The organism is Marinomonas ushuaiensis DSM 15871 (genome assembly GCF_000521805.1).
Taxonomy (GTDB): Bacteria; Pseudomonadota; Gammaproteobacteria; order Pseudomonadales; family Marinomonadaceae; genus Marinomonas; species Marinomonas ushuaiensis.
In genome coordinates this window covers 443,511-461,203 of sequence record NZ_JAMB01000001.1, presented here as the reverse complement: position 1 = coordinate 461,203, position 17,693 = coordinate 443,511, and the positions used below count along the sequence as shown (strand labels likewise).

Annotated in this window: 16 protein-coding genes and 1 pseudogene; 5 read left to right on the top strand and 12 right to left on the bottom strand. The window is 45.1% G+C overall.

The window, feature by feature from the left end:
* Positions 1–90: 90 nt before the first annotated feature.
* Positions 91–924, bottom strand: coding sequence for a helix-turn-helix domain-containing protein (locus MUS1_RS02115; protein ID WP_036158397.1), 834 nt, complete (start codon positions 922–924; stop codon positions 91–93).
* Positions 925–1,177: 253 nt separating this feature from the next.
* Between MUS1_RS02115 and MUS1_RS02110 the strand changes: the two genes are divergently transcribed.
* The 5 genes and pseudogenes from MUS1_RS02110 to MUS1_RS16355 all read left to right on the top strand — a co-directional run.
* Positions 1,178–2,317 carry an ornithine cyclodeaminase family protein gene (locus MUS1_RS02110; protein WP_036158394.1) on the top strand — a complete coding sequence of 380 codons (1,140 nt, stop codon included), beginning with the start codon at positions 1,178–1,180 and terminating at the stop codon, positions 2,315–2,317.
* Between the two features lie 73 nt (positions 2,318–2,390).
* On the top strand, positions 2,391–2,810 hold the full coding sequence (locus MUS1_RS02105; protein WP_036158391.1) for a RidA family protein: 420 nt from the start codon (positions 2,391–2,393) through the stop codon (positions 2,808–2,810).
* 26 nt (positions 2,811–2,836) lie between these two features.
* Positions 2,837–4,129, top strand: coding sequence for an NAD(P)/FAD-dependent oxidoreductase (locus MUS1_RS02100; protein ID WP_036158387.1), 1,293 nt, complete (start codon positions 2,837–2,839; stop codon positions 4,127–4,129).
* 54 nt (positions 4,130–4,183) lie between these two features.
* Entirely contained in the window at positions 4,184–5,557 is a 1,374-nt protein-coding gene (locus MUS1_RS02095) for an APC family permease (RefSeq protein WP_036158385.1), read from the top strand.
* A 476-nt stretch (positions 5,558–6,033) separates the two neighbouring features.
* Positions 6,034–6,717: pseudogene (locus MUS1_RS16355) on the top strand (methyl-accepting chemotaxis protein); the annotation flags it as partial.
* A 246-nt stretch (positions 6,718–6,963) separates the two neighbouring features.
* Here the strand turns inward: MUS1_RS16355 and MUS1_RS02085 are convergent.
* The 11 genes from MUS1_RS02085 to MUS1_RS02035 form a co-directional block, all read right to left on the bottom strand.
* Positions 6,964–7,329: a cupin domain-containing protein gene (locus MUS1_RS02085; protein ID WP_036158382.1), complete on the bottom strand. Its 366-nt coding sequence runs from the start codon at positions 7,327–7,329 to the stop codon at positions 6,964–6,966.
* A 177-nt stretch (positions 7,330–7,506) separates the two neighbouring features.
* Positions 7,507–8,736 carry an allantoate amidohydrolase gene (locus tag MUS1_RS02080; protein WP_036158379.1) on the bottom strand — a complete coding sequence of 410 codons (1,230 nt, stop codon included), beginning with the start codon at positions 8,734–8,736 and terminating at the stop codon, positions 7,507–7,509.
* Entirely contained in the window at positions 8,736–9,956 is a 1,221-nt protein-coding gene (locus tag MUS1_RS02075; RefSeq protein ID WP_036158376.1) for a pyridoxal-phosphate-dependent aminotransferase family protein, read from the bottom strand. The genes MUS1_RS02080 and MUS1_RS02075 overlap by 1 nt, the downstream gene beginning before the upstream one ends.
* A gap of 23 nt (positions 9,957–9,979) precedes the next feature.
* Positions 9,980–10,798: a sulfite exporter TauE/SafE family protein gene (locus MUS1_RS02070; RefSeq protein ID WP_036158373.1), complete on the bottom strand. Its 819-nt coding sequence runs from the start codon at positions 10,796–10,798 to the stop codon at positions 9,980–9,982.
* Between the two features lie 105 nt (positions 10,799–10,903).
* Complete coding sequence (locus MUS1_RS02065) at positions 10,904–12,490, bottom strand: gamma-glutamyltransferase family protein (RefSeq protein ID WP_036158370.1); 1,587 nt, start codon at positions 12,488–12,490, stop codon at positions 10,904–10,906.
* Positions 12,483–13,688 carry an amidase gene (locus MUS1_RS02060; protein ID WP_036158366.1) on the bottom strand — a complete coding sequence of 402 codons (1,206 nt, stop codon included), beginning with the start codon at positions 13,686–13,688 and terminating at the stop codon, positions 12,483–12,485. Before MUS1_RS02060 ends, MUS1_RS02065 begins: the two co-directional genes overlap by 8 nt.
* Before the next feature lie 292 nt (positions 13,689–13,980).
* On the bottom strand, positions 13,981–14,736 hold the full coding sequence (locus MUS1_RS02055; RefSeq protein ID WP_036158364.1) for a BPL-N domain-containing protein: 756 nt from the start codon (positions 14,734–14,736) through the stop codon (positions 13,981–13,983).
* Between the two features lie 3 nt (positions 14,737–14,739).
* Entirely contained in the window at positions 14,740–15,300 is a 561-nt protein-coding gene (locus MUS1_RS02050) for a biotin transporter BioY (RefSeq protein ID WP_036158360.1), read from the bottom strand.
* On the bottom strand, positions 15,301–15,915 hold the full coding sequence (locus tag MUS1_RS02045) for an energy-coupling factor transporter transmembrane component T family protein (RefSeq protein ID WP_036158357.1): 615 nt from the start codon (positions 15,913–15,915) through the stop codon (positions 15,301–15,303).
* Positions 15,890–16,558 (bottom strand): energy-coupling factor ABC transporter ATP-binding protein, encoded by a 669-nt coding sequence (locus MUS1_RS02040; RefSeq protein ID WP_245595714.1) that lies wholly within the window; start codon positions 16,556–16,558, stop codon positions 15,890–15,892. The genes MUS1_RS02045 and MUS1_RS02040 overlap by 26 nt, the downstream gene beginning before the upstream one ends.
* Positions 16,559–16,826: 268 nt before the next feature.
* Positions 16,827–17,645, bottom strand: coding sequence for a MurR/RpiR family transcriptional regulator (locus MUS1_RS02035; RefSeq protein ID WP_036158354.1), 819 nt, complete (start codon positions 17,643–17,645; stop codon positions 16,827–16,829).
* Between the last annotated feature and the right edge of the window lie 48 nt (positions 17,646–17,693).

The following is a 17,693-nucleotide window of genomic DNA, read 5'->3' as shown; positions in this document are numbered from 1 at the left end:
TACTTAAAATATAAGTACGAGCTTTTTATTGAAAAATTATCAATAAAGCACGATTAAAGTGCAACTAAATACGAATTGAACCTTTATCGCTCACAAATAACGAATACGTTCTAGGTAAGTTTCGTGCTTAACACGGTGTAAATAATCCAGTGGCGTTGTGTGCACCAGCTTTTTAAATTCTCTTTGAAAGTGTGCTTGATCGCTAAACCCCAAATCGCAAGCCAGGTCTGAAAAAGCGACTTCTTCACTGTGATTAATGTCATAAACAGCCGATTGGCAACGTATAATTTGGCTAAAAGCTTTAGGCGTCATGCCCATATCTGCACGAAATTGACGCTGTACCGTACGCGTTGAATACCCAGTTAAGTCTTCTAAATCGTTAATTCGAATCGTACCGTTGCTTTGACAAATACTTTGTAACACTTGAGTGGTTAAATCAGACGGTTTACGCGTTTCCTTGCTTTCAAAAAAGTCCCCAAATAAGGCCGCTTGTTCAGTGAAATTTGAACTGGTCACAATCGCCTCAAACACTTGATTTGATTGGGGTACAACGTCTAAAAAACTATAGTGATGATCTATTAATTCTTCCGCAGAAACATTAAAACAATCAGGAATAATACCAGACAAGAAACGTACCCCGAAGTATCGATGTTGACTGTTTAATTCCATATTCATCGCAGCCATTGGCGTGCCAAACACTTCGGCTGTCGGACGGTCACTATCGCAGTCGAACAAAATATCGACACAACCATCAGGAATAGCAAAAGTAGCTTCTCTCGCGTCTTTCGCTTCAAAACTATAAAAATGCGAAATGATCGGATTATCAGAGCCTGATAACGAAAATTTTTCCGCCGCATTCATCACCAACCAAGGTTGTTTAGAACGAATTCCAGCAAGAGAATTAACAAGAGAAGAATGTGACATGGTTCAAACCTGCTCACTATTACACTAAAGATACGCCATCTCCTGCAAACTCGATGCCATTTCATTTTTTTGTAGTTTTTTTTTGCGTGTCGCAAAAATTCAATACGTCCGAAAGTCTTCCATCTAGGATCAAAAAGATTAACCGTTCAGCTTAGCCTTCTTGTGCCGTTGTTAGTTCATATATCAACAATGTCTAAGGCACAAATTAAGTCAACGGCTCATCTGCTCTCAGTATATTTTTAAAGGAAATGTTATGTCCGAGAATACAAAAATAGATTTTATTTACCTTTCCGAACCAGACATGATCAAAGCGGGTGTCACAGACATGCCGGCCTGTGTTGATACCATGGAAGAAATGTTTGTTTTATTGCACAAAGGTGATTATCGCATGGCGGGGTCTAATAGCGACTCACATGGTGCTATGGTGACATTTCCTGATGAATCTCCTTTTCCAACCATGCCTAAGCCAACAGCTGACCGCCGTTTAATGGCGATGCCTGCTTATCTTGGTGGAGACTTTCAAACTTGTGGCGTCAAATGGTACGGCTCCAATATCGCCAACCGAGAAAAAGGCTTACCTCGCTCCATTTTAATGTTCATCTTAAATGACATCGATACAGGTGCGCCTTTGGCTTACATGTCAGCCAACCTACTGTCAGCTTATCGCACAGGGGCGATTCCTGGTGTCGGTGCCCGCCACTTGGCACGTAAAGACTCTAAAGTCATTGGTTTGCTTGGCCCAGGCGTGATGGGTAAAACCTCCGTCGCCGCTTTCATTGCGGCATGTCCAGATATCGACACCCTCAAAATTAAAGGTCGCGGTCAAAAAAGCCTAGACAATTTCGTAAGCTGGACAAAAAAGACCTTTCCACAAATCACCACGATTCAGGTTGTCGATTCAATAGAAGCCGTTGTTCGTGATTCTGACATCGTCACTTACTGCAACTCTGGTGAAGTGGGCGATCCTTCCACTTATCCAATAGTAAAGCGCGAATGGGTAAAAGCCGGTGCGTTTTTGGCCATGCCTGCAAGCTGTAGTTTAGATGACGGCATGAGTGGTGAGGACGTGCGTAAAGTGCTAGACAATCGAGGTCTTTACGAAGCGTGGTACGAAGAGGTTCCTAAACCGACTCACCATGTTATCCCATTAGTGGGTATGCGATTCATGGACATGATCGCAGAAGGCAGCATGGCAAAAGAGAAACTGGAAGATCTAACTGACATTGTTGGAGGTGCGACTCCAGGACGCCAAAACGAAAACGAAATCATCATCTTATCCGTTGGCGGCATGCCTGTTGAAGATGTGGCTTGGGCGACCAAGGTCTACCGCAACGCATTGAAAAACAATATTGGTGTGAAACTCAATCTGTGGGAAACACCAGAACTACGATAAATTTTATAGACAAACATAACGTGAACCATTCATGCGTTTCACGTTTTCACTCAACTGACCACTGGAAAAACACATGACAACAATTACCAAGATAAAAACAGGCTCTAAATTTGAAGAAACAGGCAGCTACTCTCGACTTGTTGCCGTAGACAACTGGATTTTTGTTTCCAATACAGCGGGTCGAAACCCTGACACAAAAGAGATTCCTGAAGACATTATTGAGCAAACAGACCAAGTATTTAAAAACGTTGAAGCGGCTTTAGCGGCTGTTGGCTCTTCACTCCAAGACGTCGTGATGTCTCGCGTATTCATTCAAGATCCTGCCAATGTACATACCGTGATGGATCACATCGGCACAAAGTTTCGCGGCATTGACCCTGCCACTACAGCGACTTGTCCACCATTGGGGTCTACCGCCTACAAAGTCGAGTTAGAAGTAACAGCCTACAAAGGTGCATCTTCCGCTGATGTACAAAAAATCAATCTCGCTTGATACACACTAATTGCAGGAAATGACTGATGACCAAGACACTTGAACAAGTTCATACCACCGATCAACTGCCAGAGGCCACAACCGTTGTCATCATCGGCGGTGGAATTGTCGGTGTCACGGCCGCTCTGGCACTAGCAGAGCGCAACATTCCTGTGGTGTTGTTAGAAAAAGGCCACATTGCTGGAGAACAGTCTTCACGTAACTTAGGTTGGATTCGTAAGACTAGCCGCCATTTTGAAGATGTTCCTTTGGCCATGGCGGCAGATAAATTGTGGGCCGAAATGCCTGAACGCATTGGCAAGGATGTTGGCTACAAACAAGCAGGCATTATGTTTCTCGCCAAAACAGAGGAACAAGTGGCGACCCACGAAGCTTGGTTAAAGTCTGTTGATTCTCTTTCTTTAGACTCAAAGATGATGAGTAAAAAAGAGATTGATGATTCTGTTCCTGGCGGTAAAGGTGATTGGGCAGGCGGTATTTACACACCTTCAGACGGCCGTGCAGAACCGTCGATTGCCGCCAGTTCCATTGCGCAAGCAGCGATTAATAAAGGCGCGATCATTATTCAACATTGCGCGGTACGGACTTTATCAACGACGGCTGGAAAAGTCAGCGGTGTGGTAACGGAAAAAGGCGAGATACGCTGTGATCAAGTGCTTCTCGCTGGCGGTGCGTGGTCTCGACGTTTCTTGGGCAATCTTGGTGTGTCTTTACCGACTTTGCCTCTTGTGTGTTCCGTGATGCGAACAAAACCAATGGAAGGCCCAACAGACATCGCTGTTGGCGGCCCTGATTTTTCCTTCCGTAAGCACCAAGACGGTGGCTTTATTGTCACTCAACGAGGTGCTCTGGATGCGCCATTAACCTTAGATCATCTGTTGATTGGTTGGCGTTATTTGAGCCAATTACGAGCGCAACGCAGCTTTTTAAGACCTTCTTTGGGCAAAGAATTCATCAAAGATCTTGGCGTAGCGAGACGCTGGAAAAGTCATCAAGTGTCTCCTTTTGAGAACATGCGCGTTAACGATCCTCGAGCAAATCAAGATCTTAATCAAGAAGCATTTACCAACCTTTGCAACGCTTGGCCCGTTTTTAAAAATGCAGAAGTAGACGAAGAGTGGGCAGGCATTATTGATGTAACACCAGATTCTAACCCTGTGATCGACAAGGTAAAAGCCATTCCAGGATTAACCGTCGCCACAGGATTTTCAGGACATGGATTTGGCACAGGACCGGCCGCTGGGCAATTGGCAGCAGACATTGTGTCTGGTGTTGAACCCATCATCGACCCAAGCCCATATCGGTTTGATCGACTGTAAACCGACGCAGATCGGCAGTTAAATCGTAATAACAACTCAAAAAGGAACAAAAAAATGAATGAGAATAAAGGTTCCGCTGCGTTAGCAGCGAATAAAAAAATAGGTTTTTTGACCATGATGGCTATTTGTGTGGGACTCGTTGTCGCACAAGGCGTCATGATTTCGGCACTTCAAGGTATTGGCATTGGCGGAATTGCGTTTGTATTCGCCATGATCATCGCGCTGATCTTGGCGCAATTTAATGCCATGAGCTTTGCAGAGCTGTCTTTGATGTTTCCACAAGAAGGCACATTGGCTACCTACACGCAAAAAGCCATTGGTCACTTTCCTGCGATTGTGTCTGTGTTTGCAGGTTATGTGGTCGTTGCTCTTTTAGCGATACCTGTCGAGATGTTTTTGGTGGATGCGATTTTAGGCGAGCTATTCCCAGGATTACTTCCTGAGAAAGTCGCACCATTGTTGATTTTGGCCTTGTTTACCATTACGAATTTGATCGGAACGGATGTCTTTGCCAAAGTACAAAACCTATTGGCTTTCATTCTTGTGACCGCGTTAATCATTACTGGTGCGACAGCGATTACCAGTGGTTTGCAATCGCCTCAAGCGTTCACCGGTACAGCCGTTAGTTGGAGCTTAGATGGTGTATCCGTCGGTAGTGTTGTTGGTTTGGTTGGCTTAGCACTTTGGACCATGGTTGGCGTTGAGTACATTTGCCCACTCATTAACAGTGTTAAGAACCCAAATAAAAACATTCCTCGTGCAATGCATTTATCATTATTCGTCATTTTCACTATCTTCATCGCTTTCGCTTATGGTGCAAGTTTATTGATGGATGTGGAAAGCATCATGGGATCACCGCTTCCTTTCATTGATTATGCTCACGCCGTATTTGGCAAAAGTGGATTGATCATTGCGGCTATTATGGCCGTCACAGCGACCTGCAGTACGATGAACACTATCTTATCTGCCGTTCCTAAAATGCTTCATGGTATGGCGGAAAACAAACAAGCTTTCCCTCAGCTAAAAGCCACCAACAAGCACAATGTCCCTTGGGTTGGTACGCTGATGATGGCAATTGGTATCACCATTCCATTCTTTATTTTTGGTATTGATGCGTTAATTCCATTGATCATTGCAGCAACAACAAGCTGGTTATTGGCTTACTGTGTTGCACATATTGATGTCATCGTTTTACGTAAGCGATTACCAAATCAAGAGCGTCCTTATAAAACACCTTTCTACCCTTTACCACAAATTTTGGGTATTGTAGCTATGTTGTATGTGGCAGCGAATAACTCTCCTGCTCCAGAAATGACGCAACTTGTTTACACCATAACAGGCAGCATTCTGTTGGTACTAAGCATCATTGGCGCTTTGTGGGTGAAGCTTTATATGAAGCGCGGTTTATTTGAACCTGATATGGATTAATACCTAAGTCATCAGCAATCACAAATACCAGCATCATAAGGTGCTGGTATTTTCGTTTATTCATTTATAATTAGGGAGTCAATATGCTGTTTGGAAAAAAAGAAATTCAAGCGCTAAAGAATGAACTAAACACAGTAGAAATGGAAAAACACAGATTAGAGCGCGAAATCGAAACGCTAAAAACAGAAGTTCAGGTTCTGACGGAAGACAATCTAACTTTAAAAAATACGCCCCATACAGAAGATCAACTTGTCTTGCCACAACAAGACGTTATTACACGTTCGTTAAAGTCCGTAAACAAAATATCTGACTTGTTATTCGAACCAATGAGCGCCGCTGAAGGGGATAACGAAGACGTTGCACGTAATAAAAAAGAAATCATGCAATTAGTGGAATCATTAGCAAGCATCACATCGTTAACCAACAGTAGTTCAGAACAAGTAAATGGATTAAAAACCACAGCCAGTGAAATAAAAGGCTTTACCGATACGATTCAAAGCATTTCTGATCAAACGAATTTACTCGCACTTAATGCCGCTATTGAAGCAGCACGAGCAGGCGAACATGGTCGCGGTTTCGCGGTTGTGGCCGATGAAGTAAGAGCGCTGGCAACAAAATCTAGAGACTCCAGCGAACAAATTTCAACCCTCGTCAACAACATTGACGAGCGAACCAATAAAGTCAGCCTTCAAATTGCAAACCTACACAACTTAACCGTTGATGTAAGCGAATCTTGTAAAAGCCTGAGTAGTTCATTTGATAAAACAGCCAAAAATGGTGAAGAATTAATGGAAGCTGGCTATAAATCCATGGCCTTTGCGCACACCGCATCTTGTTTGCTTGAACTGCAAAGCTGGAAAACACAATTCCTCATTGATGCCCTACAAAGTAACTCACCAGCCTCACATCCAAATATCAAAGAAACAGGCTTTGCCGACTGGTATTACAACGGAACAGACAACGAATTTGATTTTCGCTCACATGCAACTTTTATTAATATGGGGCGAGAACTAGAACAAGTCGAAATACTAACAAAACAGATATCGGAAACATCCGATAAAGAGACACTCACGACACTAGATGCGAAAGCAACCGCACATATTTTAGTAATAGACAAAGAGCTAGACGAACTACAAGCTTTCTTGTTCTCACACATTTAAACATCAATACGGTATTTAAATTTTCAACAACCACATATAACCGAGCCTTCATGAGTCGCCTGTTAAAATTTAAAAATATGGCTACTTTTAATAGAGAGCAACACATCATATAGGGTTCGCGCTAGTGTCGATATGATATGTTGCTTGTGGCTTTTGTTTGTAAACTACGAATAATTCAAAACACAGAACCCCATCCCAACCTTCCCCTTCAAAGTAACAAAGGGAAGGAACCAACGAGGTTCGGAATTAAAAGATTACGTCTTCCGGTACAGTGACGAAGATGGAGTGGCGGATTTCGTTGAATAACGCTTTGCTACAGTGGCCTTCGCCTTCTGTGTCTTCTAGAAGCAGTAAATCACCCCCACCAAATTGACGTATTTCACCAGAGGATACTTTAAATTCACAACGGCCTTTGATGATGAATAATAGCTGGCGTTGTGGCGCTGGGTGCCATTTGAAATCGTAGTCGCTTGGGGTTTCACGGAAGATGATGTCACCCGCTGGAAAACGCTCTGACAAGAAACCAATCGGCCCGCCGTCTTTCAGTGCCAACTCCAATTCACCAAAATGGCTTTTCCCTTCTTCATCGTTGTAAATTCGTGTGAACTTCATTTTTTACCTCACAAATTTTGAATGTCTTTTCATAGTAAATGAGAGGAACGCAACATAACACCAGAGCGATTCTTCGAGCCTGCTCGGGGAGCAGCGGTGTTGTATTGGGTTCTTATCACCATCGAGATTTTCGAGCCTGCTCGGGGAGCGAGGCGTTGTTCTGGGTGAAGTCTGTTCTTAAATGTTCAAATTCCTAATAGCGTGATCCAATACCTCTAAAGCCACCGCCACATCTGGCGTCGTAATCGCTTCCGCTGGGTTATGGCTAATGCCTTTGTCGCAACGCATAAACAACATGGCTACGGGGCAAATGTCTGCAATCGCCATGGCGTCGTGTCCTGCACCAGATGGCAAGGTCAGTACTCTGTGCCCCGCATGCTCTATAGCGTTACGAAGCACGCCTTGCAATGCTGGGTCACAATGTACCGCTGTTGCTGAATGGGTTTGTGTCATGTCCAACGTAACGTTTCGGCGTGCGGCAATGGTGTGTATTTCTGCCATGATTTGCGCCAATCCTGCGTCACGTTTTTCATCGAATTCACTGCGAATGTCTAATGAAAATTGCGTGTTGCCTGAGATGACGTTTACGCCATTAGGGCGGTTATTAATCTGGCCAACTGTCGCAACGATGCCATGTTCTTTGGCGACTTTTTCAACGACTAAAATCATTTCACTGACTGCGCATAATGCGTCTTGGCGTAGTGGCATTGGCACTGTACCTGCGTGTCCCGCCATGCCTTTTACGGCAAGATCAAAACGTTTCGCGCCAGCAATCGCACTTACCACACCAACGGGTAAATCTTCGTCTTCTAGCACTGGACCTTGCTCAATATGAAACTCTAAATAGCCCAATAAATTGCTATTATCGATAGCGGCATTTTTGACGTTATCAAAATCTAAACCAAAGGTTTTTAACGCATCTGGCAAGCTCACGCCGTCGCTGTCTTCTACGTCGCGCCATTCCGCTGGCCATTGACCTGTTAAGGCTCGGCTGCCGAGTAAAGTGGAGCGAAAGCGCGTGCCCTCTTCGTCACCAAATCCAACTAAATCTAAATGAAAAGGCAATTCGACAGATTGATCTGTAATTGCCTGAATCAAGGAGATGGGTGTTATTACGCCCAACATACCGTCATATTTGCCACCATTCGGAACCGTATCTAAATGACTACCAATCAGATAACGCGGTGCGTTAGGCGTTTTACTTTCTAAACGCCCACACAAGTTACCCGCTTCGTCCTGCCACGTCTGCATGCCCGCTTGAGTCATCCAGCCGCCAACTAATTCATTGGCTTGCTTGTGTTCCGCTGTTAAATAACGGCGATCCAAATACTCATCAGACTGACTGATTTTGCCAAGCTCGTCACAACGGGACATTACTTGCTGTGCGATTTTGCCGTAATCTGTCATTACATATCTCCAGTGTAAACCGACATCGCCGCGTCAACGCCCTCGCCTGCTGGAAGAGAAAATCCACCACGACGTAACACGGTTTCAAGGGACTGTAGCGTTTGTAAAACTGCGTCTTGGCGAGCGTTGTAACCCATGGTCCCGATGCGCCACACTTTGCCTTTTAACGGGCCAAAGCTAGTACCGATTTCGATATTAAAGGTGTTCAACAATTCATGACGAATCGCTTCACCATCGACCGAATCTGGAATATTTACACCAACCACATTGTTCATCTTATGGCTCAAATTACCAAATGGCTGAAGTCCCATTGCTTGAACGCCTTTCAACATGGCATCGCCTGCTAATTCGTGGCGTTTCAATACGGCGTCTTGACCTTCTGTTAACAAACCAACCGCACATTCACGCGCACCAAACAACATGGTCGCGGCTTCTGTGTGATGGTTTAAACGTTCTTCGCCCCAGTAATCCATGATCATGGGTAAATCGAAATAATTCGAACGAATACGCATCCCAGAAGATGCTTGATGATGTGCATCACGAATGCCAGCTTCCACATGAGCCCGCTTACGAACAGTCGAGACAAAACGCTCACTCAATGAAATGGGTGCGCTGCCAGACGGACCACCAAGGCATTTTTGCAAGCCAACGGACACCGCGTCGATTTTCCAAGCGTCTGTTTCAAACGGGTTTCCACCGATTGATGCAGTCGCGTCTGTGTAAAACAACACGTCGTGGGCACGGCAAATATCGCCGAGTTCTTCCAATGGCTGCAACATGGTTGTTGAGGTATCACCTTGAACAATCGCTAACAACTTTGGTTGTATTCGTTTTATTGCCTCTTCAATTTGTTGAGGATCAAACACTTCACCCCAAGGCACTTCAATTGTATGCACTTCGGCATCCGCACGCTCTGCGATTTCTGCCAATAAGTGACCAAAGCGACCGAAGATTGGCACCAATACTTTATCGCCAGGCTCTAAACAAGAGATCAGCGCTGCTTCGATTCCGGCACGTGACGTTCCGTCAATCAAGAAGGTTTGTTGGTTTTGCGTTTTAAATACACGACGATACAAGTCCATGACTTCATTCATGTAGCTCGTCATCGTTGGATCGTACTGCCCAACCAATTGCGTAGACATCGCGGTTAATACACGCGGATAACAGTTAATTGGACCTGGGCCCATTAATAATCTTGGAGGAAAAGAAAGCGGTTGCATAAAGACTCCTTAAAACAAAACGTCTAAAAAATGGATTGATAAAGCATGCGTAAACCCGTGATGATCAACACAACAGCAAAGACTTTTTTCAATTTCGCGGAATCAAGTCGACTCCCAAGACCCGCTCCAATAGGCGCAAACACAACCGTTAATGGAACGATGCAAGCAAAACCAATTAAGTTCACCAAGCCAACCGTACCGAAAGGCGCATCGATTGGACGCTCGCCGAATATCAACATAGTGATGGCGGCTGGGAGAGAAATAATCAAACCCACAGCGGCGGCGGTTCCCACGGCACGATGGGCTGGATAATTACAAAAACTCAGTGTTGGAACCGTTAACGTTCCGCCACCAATACCTACCATACTGCTGAACAAACCGATCAAGGTCGCCATAACACTTTGGCCCGCTTTGCCCGGTAACGACTTGAACATGGCTTCTTTGCGCGCGAACAACATATTCAACGCGGACAAGCAGGCAACGATGCCGAACAACAGCGTTAGCCATTGGCCTTCTACGCGAGTCACGACAACACTGCCAATCACAACACCGATGAATATAAACACGCCCCAATGTTTCAATAGATCAAAATCCACATTGCCTTTGGCGCGGTGCGAACGAATAGAACTGATTGACGTTGGAATGATGGTCGCCAGAGACGTTGCTGTCGCGACTAACATCGCTGAGTCAGCGCTTACACCAAGTCCTTGATAAATAAAGAACAACACAGGAACAATGACGATACCACCGCCGACACCCAACAAACCCGCCAAGATACCGCCAACAACACCGGTTCCCATCATGGCCAATAACATTGGATAATTTTCCATTACAAATGACATTTAACTTTCCTTTTCCATTTAAATCATTTTGAACAATAACACCCGCACTACGCGTAACTTAACGGTAAATTTACGACAAAGACTCAGTAGATATACTCCGTAGAATTAAGCGGAATTTGCGCTTATCGCTTTGCCATCACTGCGAGTATCGGTTGCCGCCAATGTCTCGCCATCGGCTAGCAGTACTACTGCGCCAGCGTGTCCCATCATCTCACTTTGCGAATCCACCACGACCAAATCATGTCCTCGCGCTATCAAATCGTCTGCGACAACCGCGGCAAAATCTTCTTCGACTTTCAAGTTATGGCTCACGTCGCCCCATGTTCTGCCGAGTAACCAACGACCTTCGCTGATGGCTTTATCTAATGGCATGTTGTGATAAACATAACGGCTGAATAGCACGGCTTGAGTTTGTGGTTGGCCTTCTCCGCCCATGGTGCCGTAACACATACGACGGCCATCGTTTAATTCCGCGAATGCAGGGTTCAGGGTATGGAAAGGTTTCAGGTTTGGCCCAAGTTCTTGTAACGAACCTTTTTCCAATGAGAAAGACGAGCCGCGATTGTTCCAAACAATGCCCGTTTCGGGACTCACCACACCGCAACCAAATTCCCAGTACAAACTTTGAATGTAACTCACCATGCGACCTTGATTGTCACATGCCCCCATCCAAATGGTATCGCCGTGTTTGGCTTCATGTGGCCAAGGTTGCGCGCGTTCTAGTGATATTTCATGGCACATTTTTTCCAGTTGCTCGTCATCCAATAGTGATGACAACTCAATCGCCAATCTCGACTCATCCGTTAAAAAAGTATTACGGGCAATAAAGGCTTGTTTGGTACATTCAATCAACAAATGCGTCATATCTGTCGGCGTTTTTCCTGATGTATATAAACGATCGTACAAAGCCAGAATCAATAATGACGCAATACCTTGAGTTGGCGCTGGCAAGTTATACAAGGTTCCAACGCTGGTTTTCACTTCCAATGGCGTGACACGTTTTGCTTGGTAAGAATGAAAGTCTTCCAAGCCAATGGGCGAACCCGCTGTTGCTAAATCTTTCGCTAATAATTCCGCAATTTCGCCATGGTAAAAATCGTCTAGGCCTTTTTCAGATAATCGTTTTAAGGTTTTCGCTAAGGTAGGAAGCGTTAAGCTATCGCCTTTCTGATAAACACCACCGCCTTTTAAAAACACTGAAAAGCCTTGAACGTCGGCTAAATCATCAAAAACCTTATTACTGGCGTCTACATAGGTTTGCGTCACGGCACTGCCATTTTCAGCGAATTGAATAGCGTCTTCTAATAAATGCGATAAAGACAAAGGCGATTGCCATGCTTCACTGATCGACAAGGCCTCTTGCCAACCTGCCACCGCGCCCGCCATGGTAATGGCCGCTTTTCCGCCTCGCGCTGGAATACTGTCGTGATCTTCATACGCTTCTAGCGTCGCGTTTTGTGCCGCTTTACCAGACGCATCAATACCGATTGGCGCTTTGCCCGGCTCACTGATTAACCAAAATCCATCACCACCCAGTCCATTCATATGCGGATAAACCACCGCAATGGCGGCTGCTGCAGCAACCATGGCTTCAATCGCTGTACCGCCTTGATCAAGAATTCGCTGACCTGCTTCTGTCGCTTTAAAATGCGGCGCGGTGAAAGCGACTTTAGTTGTGCTGTTATTACTCATTCGTACCCGCTCCTAATAAGGTTTTAGCGAAGGCAATTAAGGCTAAATCACTGCCTTTTGATCCAATTAATGACAAACCACACGGCGCACCATCTAATTCACAAACAGGTAAGTGTAATTGTGGCAAACCTGTCAATCCTGCAATGGCCGTCATGTCCATTAGCTGATTACGATAAGTCGCCAAATCGTCCGCTGACGCAGTGAACAAAGGTGATAAACCTGGGGTTGTTGGAATAACAAGAACCGAATCTTTTAGCTCACCTTGAATCCAATCAGTAAATTTTTTTCGTTGTTGTTTCGCTTCAGTTATTTCATCAGCCGAAATGGTTGCACACCATTCAAAACGTAACTGAATATCAGGCGCAAATTCTGGTTTTTCTTCTTCGATCCACTTGCTATGTTCATGCCAAATTTCCGCACCTTGTAAAGTTCGAAAGGTTTCACTGGCTTTCCATGCTTGCGTATCAATAATCAAAGAGGCTTCGTTTGTTAAAAAACCTTTGTGACGCCAGACATCGAGTTGTTTTTGTAGCTCATGGCTATGGGCAACTTGCTCAACCAAATTATCGCAAATCAAAACTTGCTTGAAGGAACTTAAAGTATTTTCTGATAACTCTTTATTTAGTAAAACCTTAGCGACATTTTCTAAGGTTTCTAGGTCTTTCGTCATCCATCCGACCGTGTCAAACGATGGTGCCAGAGCAACCATGTTGTCAGAATCAATCACGCCATGAGTTGGGCGTAATCCAAACAACCCATTGTAACTGGATGGCACTCGAATAGAGCCGCCAGTGTCTGTTCCTAAGCCAATATCAGCCAGCCCAGAAGCTACTGCTACGGCTGAACCAGATGATGAACCACCTGGTAAACGATCCGATGTAATTGGGTTTTCAGGGGTTCCGTAATGAATGTTCTGGCCGTTTAAACTGTACGCCAATTCATCGGTAATGGTTTTGCCACAGAACTCAGCACCAGCAGCAAGCAAAGCAGTTACGCTCGATGATGTTTGAGTTGGAATATCATGGCTAGCTAACCATGTAGGATTACCAGCGGACGTGGGCAAACCTGCTATATGAAACAAATCTTTAACTGCTAGGCGAAGGCCACCCAAAGACTGATCTTGAGTTGATAATGGCGGCTTTATTCTGTCTTGATCATTTACTATGAGAAATGGACTTTTTACGATGAAGTGTTTCATGTTTCCCCCTTGTCGATAATACATGAAACAATCGTTTCACCAAGAAGTCAACTGAAACAGCGCTAAGCGCTATATGTTAGATAGGATGTTATGAGCACACTGAGCCAGATACTCTTGAAATAGACGCCTTATTAACAGGAAGAGGCCTTTGCACGAAGTGACGAGCGAAGTTAAGACAAGGCAAAAACAGACGAGAAAACGGAGTTTATGTTTTCTTAACTCAAATCAGAAATGAGTATTTTAAATCTGTTTTTAACAAAGTATTAGCAAGCGCAGTAGTCGTGCAAAGGTCTCAGGAAGGGAGGTCTAGATTAACTAACAAGCCCTCCAGCAGATCAAGTCGTAAATCGGCATCGTTGGGCAGCCGAGAAAAATGTTCGTACTGATTACCTATCACATTAAAATCAACCAGTTCAATCGCTTCGTTATCGTACTCGGGGTGTGTTGAGCAAAGTAACCATCGCCCCTGACCGAAACGACCAGAAACAATAGCGGCTGGTTTTTCCGGCAAATCGGCAAAAGACGCCAGTACTTTATAACCACTGAGCTCATTGTCATCCGCAGCATCAGACTGAAAAACACAACCGCCCAAATACAGTGAGTCGACAAGCTTACCTTGGTATTCCAGCGTCACTAAATGAGCATCGGTCTGGTTGTAATTATCGCCGCGACCAAACACCTCAATCGGGCCTATAGCAGCCCCCGAGAAAAAACTCAGCTCATTCTCGACGATGATTTCATGGGGCAGACCTTGCGCCCATATCGTCACATTGCAGCCCATGTAGGCGCCGCCACAAATACCTAAATAGCGGCCGCCCTGTTCAACATAAGTTTTAATGAGGCGGTTTGCTGCGCCATTGAGCTTATCTGCTTTGTAGCGACTAGCACCGCCAGGCATTACGAATAGATCCACATCGCTATTTAAAGCACCGTTTAAAATTTCATTGGCATTAATAAAGCAAACACTGTTTTTACCGTAAAGCCGTGCCAACGCATAATAGAGGATGTGGTTAGCGGAGACATTATCGGTATAAATCTGAATATTCATCGGTTACGGTTTCGTTTTAATCTGTCGTGACAGCAAGCTTGCAGGACGAGCTTTAGCGATAGCCCCAGTAAGCAAGCCAGCAATAATCACTTTAACAATGCCTCCAGGAATAAAAGCAATCATCAGTGCTGCGGACTCAAGGAATGTTTTTTCCAAGACGATCGCCATACCAACAATACCAAACAGATAGGTCACAAAGATGCCGCCGATAATGGAGGCAATAACTGAGACAAGGACAATAGAACCAGTGCGCCACTTCTCAACAATCAAACCCGTCACATAAGCCGCGATCGGCCAGCCAATTAGAAAACCACCCGTTACGCCAAAAAACAGCCCCAAACCGCCGCGACCACCCGCTAACAAAGGCAAACCCATTGCGACCAGTAACAGCAACAACAACACAGCCAAAGCACCGCGTTTGGCTCCCAGTATCGTACCGCAAAGCATAATACCAAGGCTCTGTGCAGTAATCGGCACACCAAAGCCAAGGGTTAATTTAGGGATCAAGCCCAGTGCTGCGACCAAAGCCGCAAACAAAGCGATATAGGCAATATTCTTTTCCATCTATTTTCTCTCTTGGTTTGTTAATCCGCCGCGAGCCTTTAAGGCTTCGGCAACATGATCCGCATCGTCAAGCGCGAGGACCGTAAAGGGTAAAATGATTCGCCAGCCGGAACGACGATTTGAGCGAGCGCGCCAAGCCAACGTCAGGTTCTGCCCTTTGGAAATAAGCACTGGCGTCATTCGAATCACCAAGGCAATTGCCAGCTCTAGTGCACGCGGCTTAAAGCCAAGTCTCTGCAGCGGGCAAGTCAGCCAATGCACCACATCAATCATGTCGGAAAGGCGCGTTGTCATGGTCACCAAATTCGCCAACCCGACTGCAGAAATCATCCGAAACACAACGGTTAAGCCAAGCTCAGCCTCGCCTGTGATCAGGTGCCAAAGCACAATAATAAAAGCAAATGGCCATAAAATTTTTAAATGCTTCCAGCCATTTTTAAAGAACAATGCTCCCGGCAATGCATACAACACCACAACAAATAATAAAAACAGGCCGTGAAAAATAATACTATCAACAAAGAACAAGCCAAAGGACACCAGACTCAGTAAGCCTAGTTTTAATCCGGCAGGCCAATGGTGCGCGCGGGTTTCAACGGGAGAGGTCAGAGATATCATCGCTTTCTCCCAGTTCGTACATGGCCGCTAAATAACGTGGCATAATTTCGTTAGAATCCCCCAAAGCCGCTACTTGCCCAGCTTCCAACCATAAAAGTTGGTCGTAATTCTGAAGATCGTCTGGGTCGTGACTGATATGAATAAGGCTACCGGAAAAGGTATCGAGGTAACGCTGCAATTGGCGTTTGGTAGGAATATCCAATCCAGCGAACGGCTCATCGAGAATAATGAGGTTAGGTTTCATGGCGACAATCGACATCAGGCAGACCAGATGTTTTTGTCCATGAGATAAAGCAGAGCAATGCACATCCTGCCAGTGCTCTTTACCAAACGCCGACAACATTTCCAACGCATTCTTTTTGGCATCGGTTTTATCTTGGCCTAATTGGCGCAACCCGAATGTTAATTCTTCTAACACAGTTGGAAAAATAATCTGGTGGTCTGGATTTTGAAACAGCAGGCCGACCTCCCGCAATGCAGCGCGGCGGTCTTTAAATGGATTGAAACCAGCAATTTCAAGCTGCCCAGACGTAGTGTCAATCAAACCTGAAAGCAAGCGGGATAAGGTGGACTTGCCGGAGCCATTACGACCAATCACGCCAAGCCGACGGACATTCGTCTCCAGTGACAACTGATTGATCACTTGTTTACCTTCAATATCTAGGCAAACCTGATCTAACCGAATGGCACAACCTGTCGTGGTAAGTTCTTCAGCAGGGCTGTTTATATTATTGATAATGCACACCAGCGTTAGTCACAGATAAAACGTGCCGTGGACACACATCCCGTTAAAAATCACGGGGGAAGTGTGCGCATCCATACACTTTGAGCGCGAGATACTAGCAACACCAACACCCAATGTAAACTATGATATTTCTGATGGTATACTGACGTTCAAAAAACAGACAATACTAAGGCTCTAGCTCATCTAAAGCTTCATATAATTCCGAGATATCTTGTGCTTGACGGCTGGCACTGTCACCAAGGAACCCAAAGGTTCGATTACAAAGCATGGAAATCAAACTCATTGGTGCGGCGTAACTGTCGAACGGGCTTTCGTTACCAAGATGACAGACCAAAACATCCGACACTTGTTGGTTATAAACCTGCCCTGTGGGATCAGTGATCAATATCGTGTTGCGGCCTTTTAATGCTTGAACAATGTGCTTGAACTGACGCGTGCGACGTCTAAAGCCTAACAAGACGATGACTTCATCATCCAAAATGTCATGTAAATCTTCGCCCAAGGTTTGGCCCGGCTGAGGCAATAAACGCACAGAATGACGCACTTGTTGAAGTTGCTGACGAAAATGCAGCGCCAGCGGATAGGCATTACGAAAACCAATCAAGGTAACTCGACTGGCCGTGGCTAAGCGTTGGCTAATGTCGTTGAGAATTTCTGGGCGTAAGCCTTCAAACGTCAAAGAAAGGTTTTTCATTTCTTGCGCGGTTTGATCTAACGACGATCCTTCGATAAAGGTCGGCACACCACTTTCTCTTAAAGCAAGCTGAGCCTGTTTCGCACCTTGATGCGTTTCATAACCTAACTGACGAAAAAAACGACTTACCGTGGCTTTTGAGGTATGAGTGTTATCTGCGATTTCCGCTGATGTTTGACTCACAATCGCTAACGGATTCTGTTGTAAGTAGTTAGCTATAGATCGCGCAGAAGGAGACAACTTTGAATAATTTGCCTCGATCAGAGATAACACATCCTGCTTTGTCGTCACGTAAGAACCTCTATTTGATAATTATTGCTAATAAGGTAATCGATTGTG

What these genes read in the sequence shown, in the direction of transcription:
- MUS1_RS02095 (WP_036158385.1), top strand. Translation starts at nt 4,184, where the DNA reads ATGAATGAGAATAAAGGTTCCGCTGCGTTAGCAGCGAATAAAAAAATA.
- MUS1_RS02060 (WP_036158366.1), bottom strand. Translation starts at nt 13,688, where the DNA reads ATGAAACACTTCATCGTAAAAAGTCCATTTCTCATAGTAAATGATCAA.
- MUS1_RS02070 (WP_036158373.1), bottom strand. Translation starts at nt 10,798, where the DNA reads ATGTCATTTGTAATGGAAAATTATCCAATGTTATTGGCCATGATGGGA.
- MUS1_RS02110 (WP_036158394.1), top strand. Translation starts at nt 1,178, where the DNA reads ATGTCCGAGAATACAAAAATAGATTTTATTTACCTTTCCGAACCAGAC.
- MUS1_RS02105 (WP_036158391.1), top strand. Translation starts at nt 2,391, where the DNA reads ATGACAACAATTACCAAGATAAAAACAGGCTCTAAATTTGAAGAAACA.
- MUS1_RS02065 (WP_036158370.1), bottom strand. Translation starts at nt 12,490, where the DNA reads ATGAGTAATAACAGCACAACTAAAGTCGCTTTCACCGCGCCGCATTTT.
- MUS1_RS02085 (WP_036158382.1), bottom strand. Translation starts at nt 7,329, where the DNA reads ATGAAGTTCACACGAATTTACAACGATGAAGAAGGGAAAAGCCATTTT.
- MUS1_RS02055 (WP_036158364.1), bottom strand. Translation starts at nt 14,736, where the DNA reads ATGAATATTCAGATTTATACCGATAATGTCTCCGCTAACCACATCCTC.
- MUS1_RS02080 (WP_036158379.1), bottom strand. Translation starts at nt 8,736, where the DNA reads ATGACAGATTACGGCAAAATCGCACAGCAAGTAATGTCCCGTTGTGAC.
- MUS1_RS02115 (WP_036158397.1), bottom strand. Translation starts at nt 924, where the DNA reads ATGTCACATTCTTCTCTTGTTAATTCTCTTGCTGGAATTCGTTCTAAA.
- MUS1_RS02100 (WP_036158387.1), top strand. Translation starts at nt 2,837, where the DNA reads ATGACCAAGACACTTGAACAAGTTCATACCACCGATCAACTGCCAGAG.
- MUS1_RS02075 (WP_036158376.1), bottom strand. Translation starts at nt 9,956, where the DNA reads ATGCAACCGCTTTCTTTTCCTCCAAGATTATTAATGGGCCCAGGTCCA.
- MUS1_RS02045 (WP_036158357.1), bottom strand. Translation starts at nt 15,915, where the DNA reads ATGATATCTCTGACCTCTCCCGTTGAAACCCGCGCGCACCATTGGCCT.
- MUS1_RS02050 (WP_036158360.1), bottom strand. Translation starts at nt 15,300, where the DNA reads ATGGAAAAGAATATTGCCTATATCGCTTTGTTTGCGGCTTTGGTCGCA.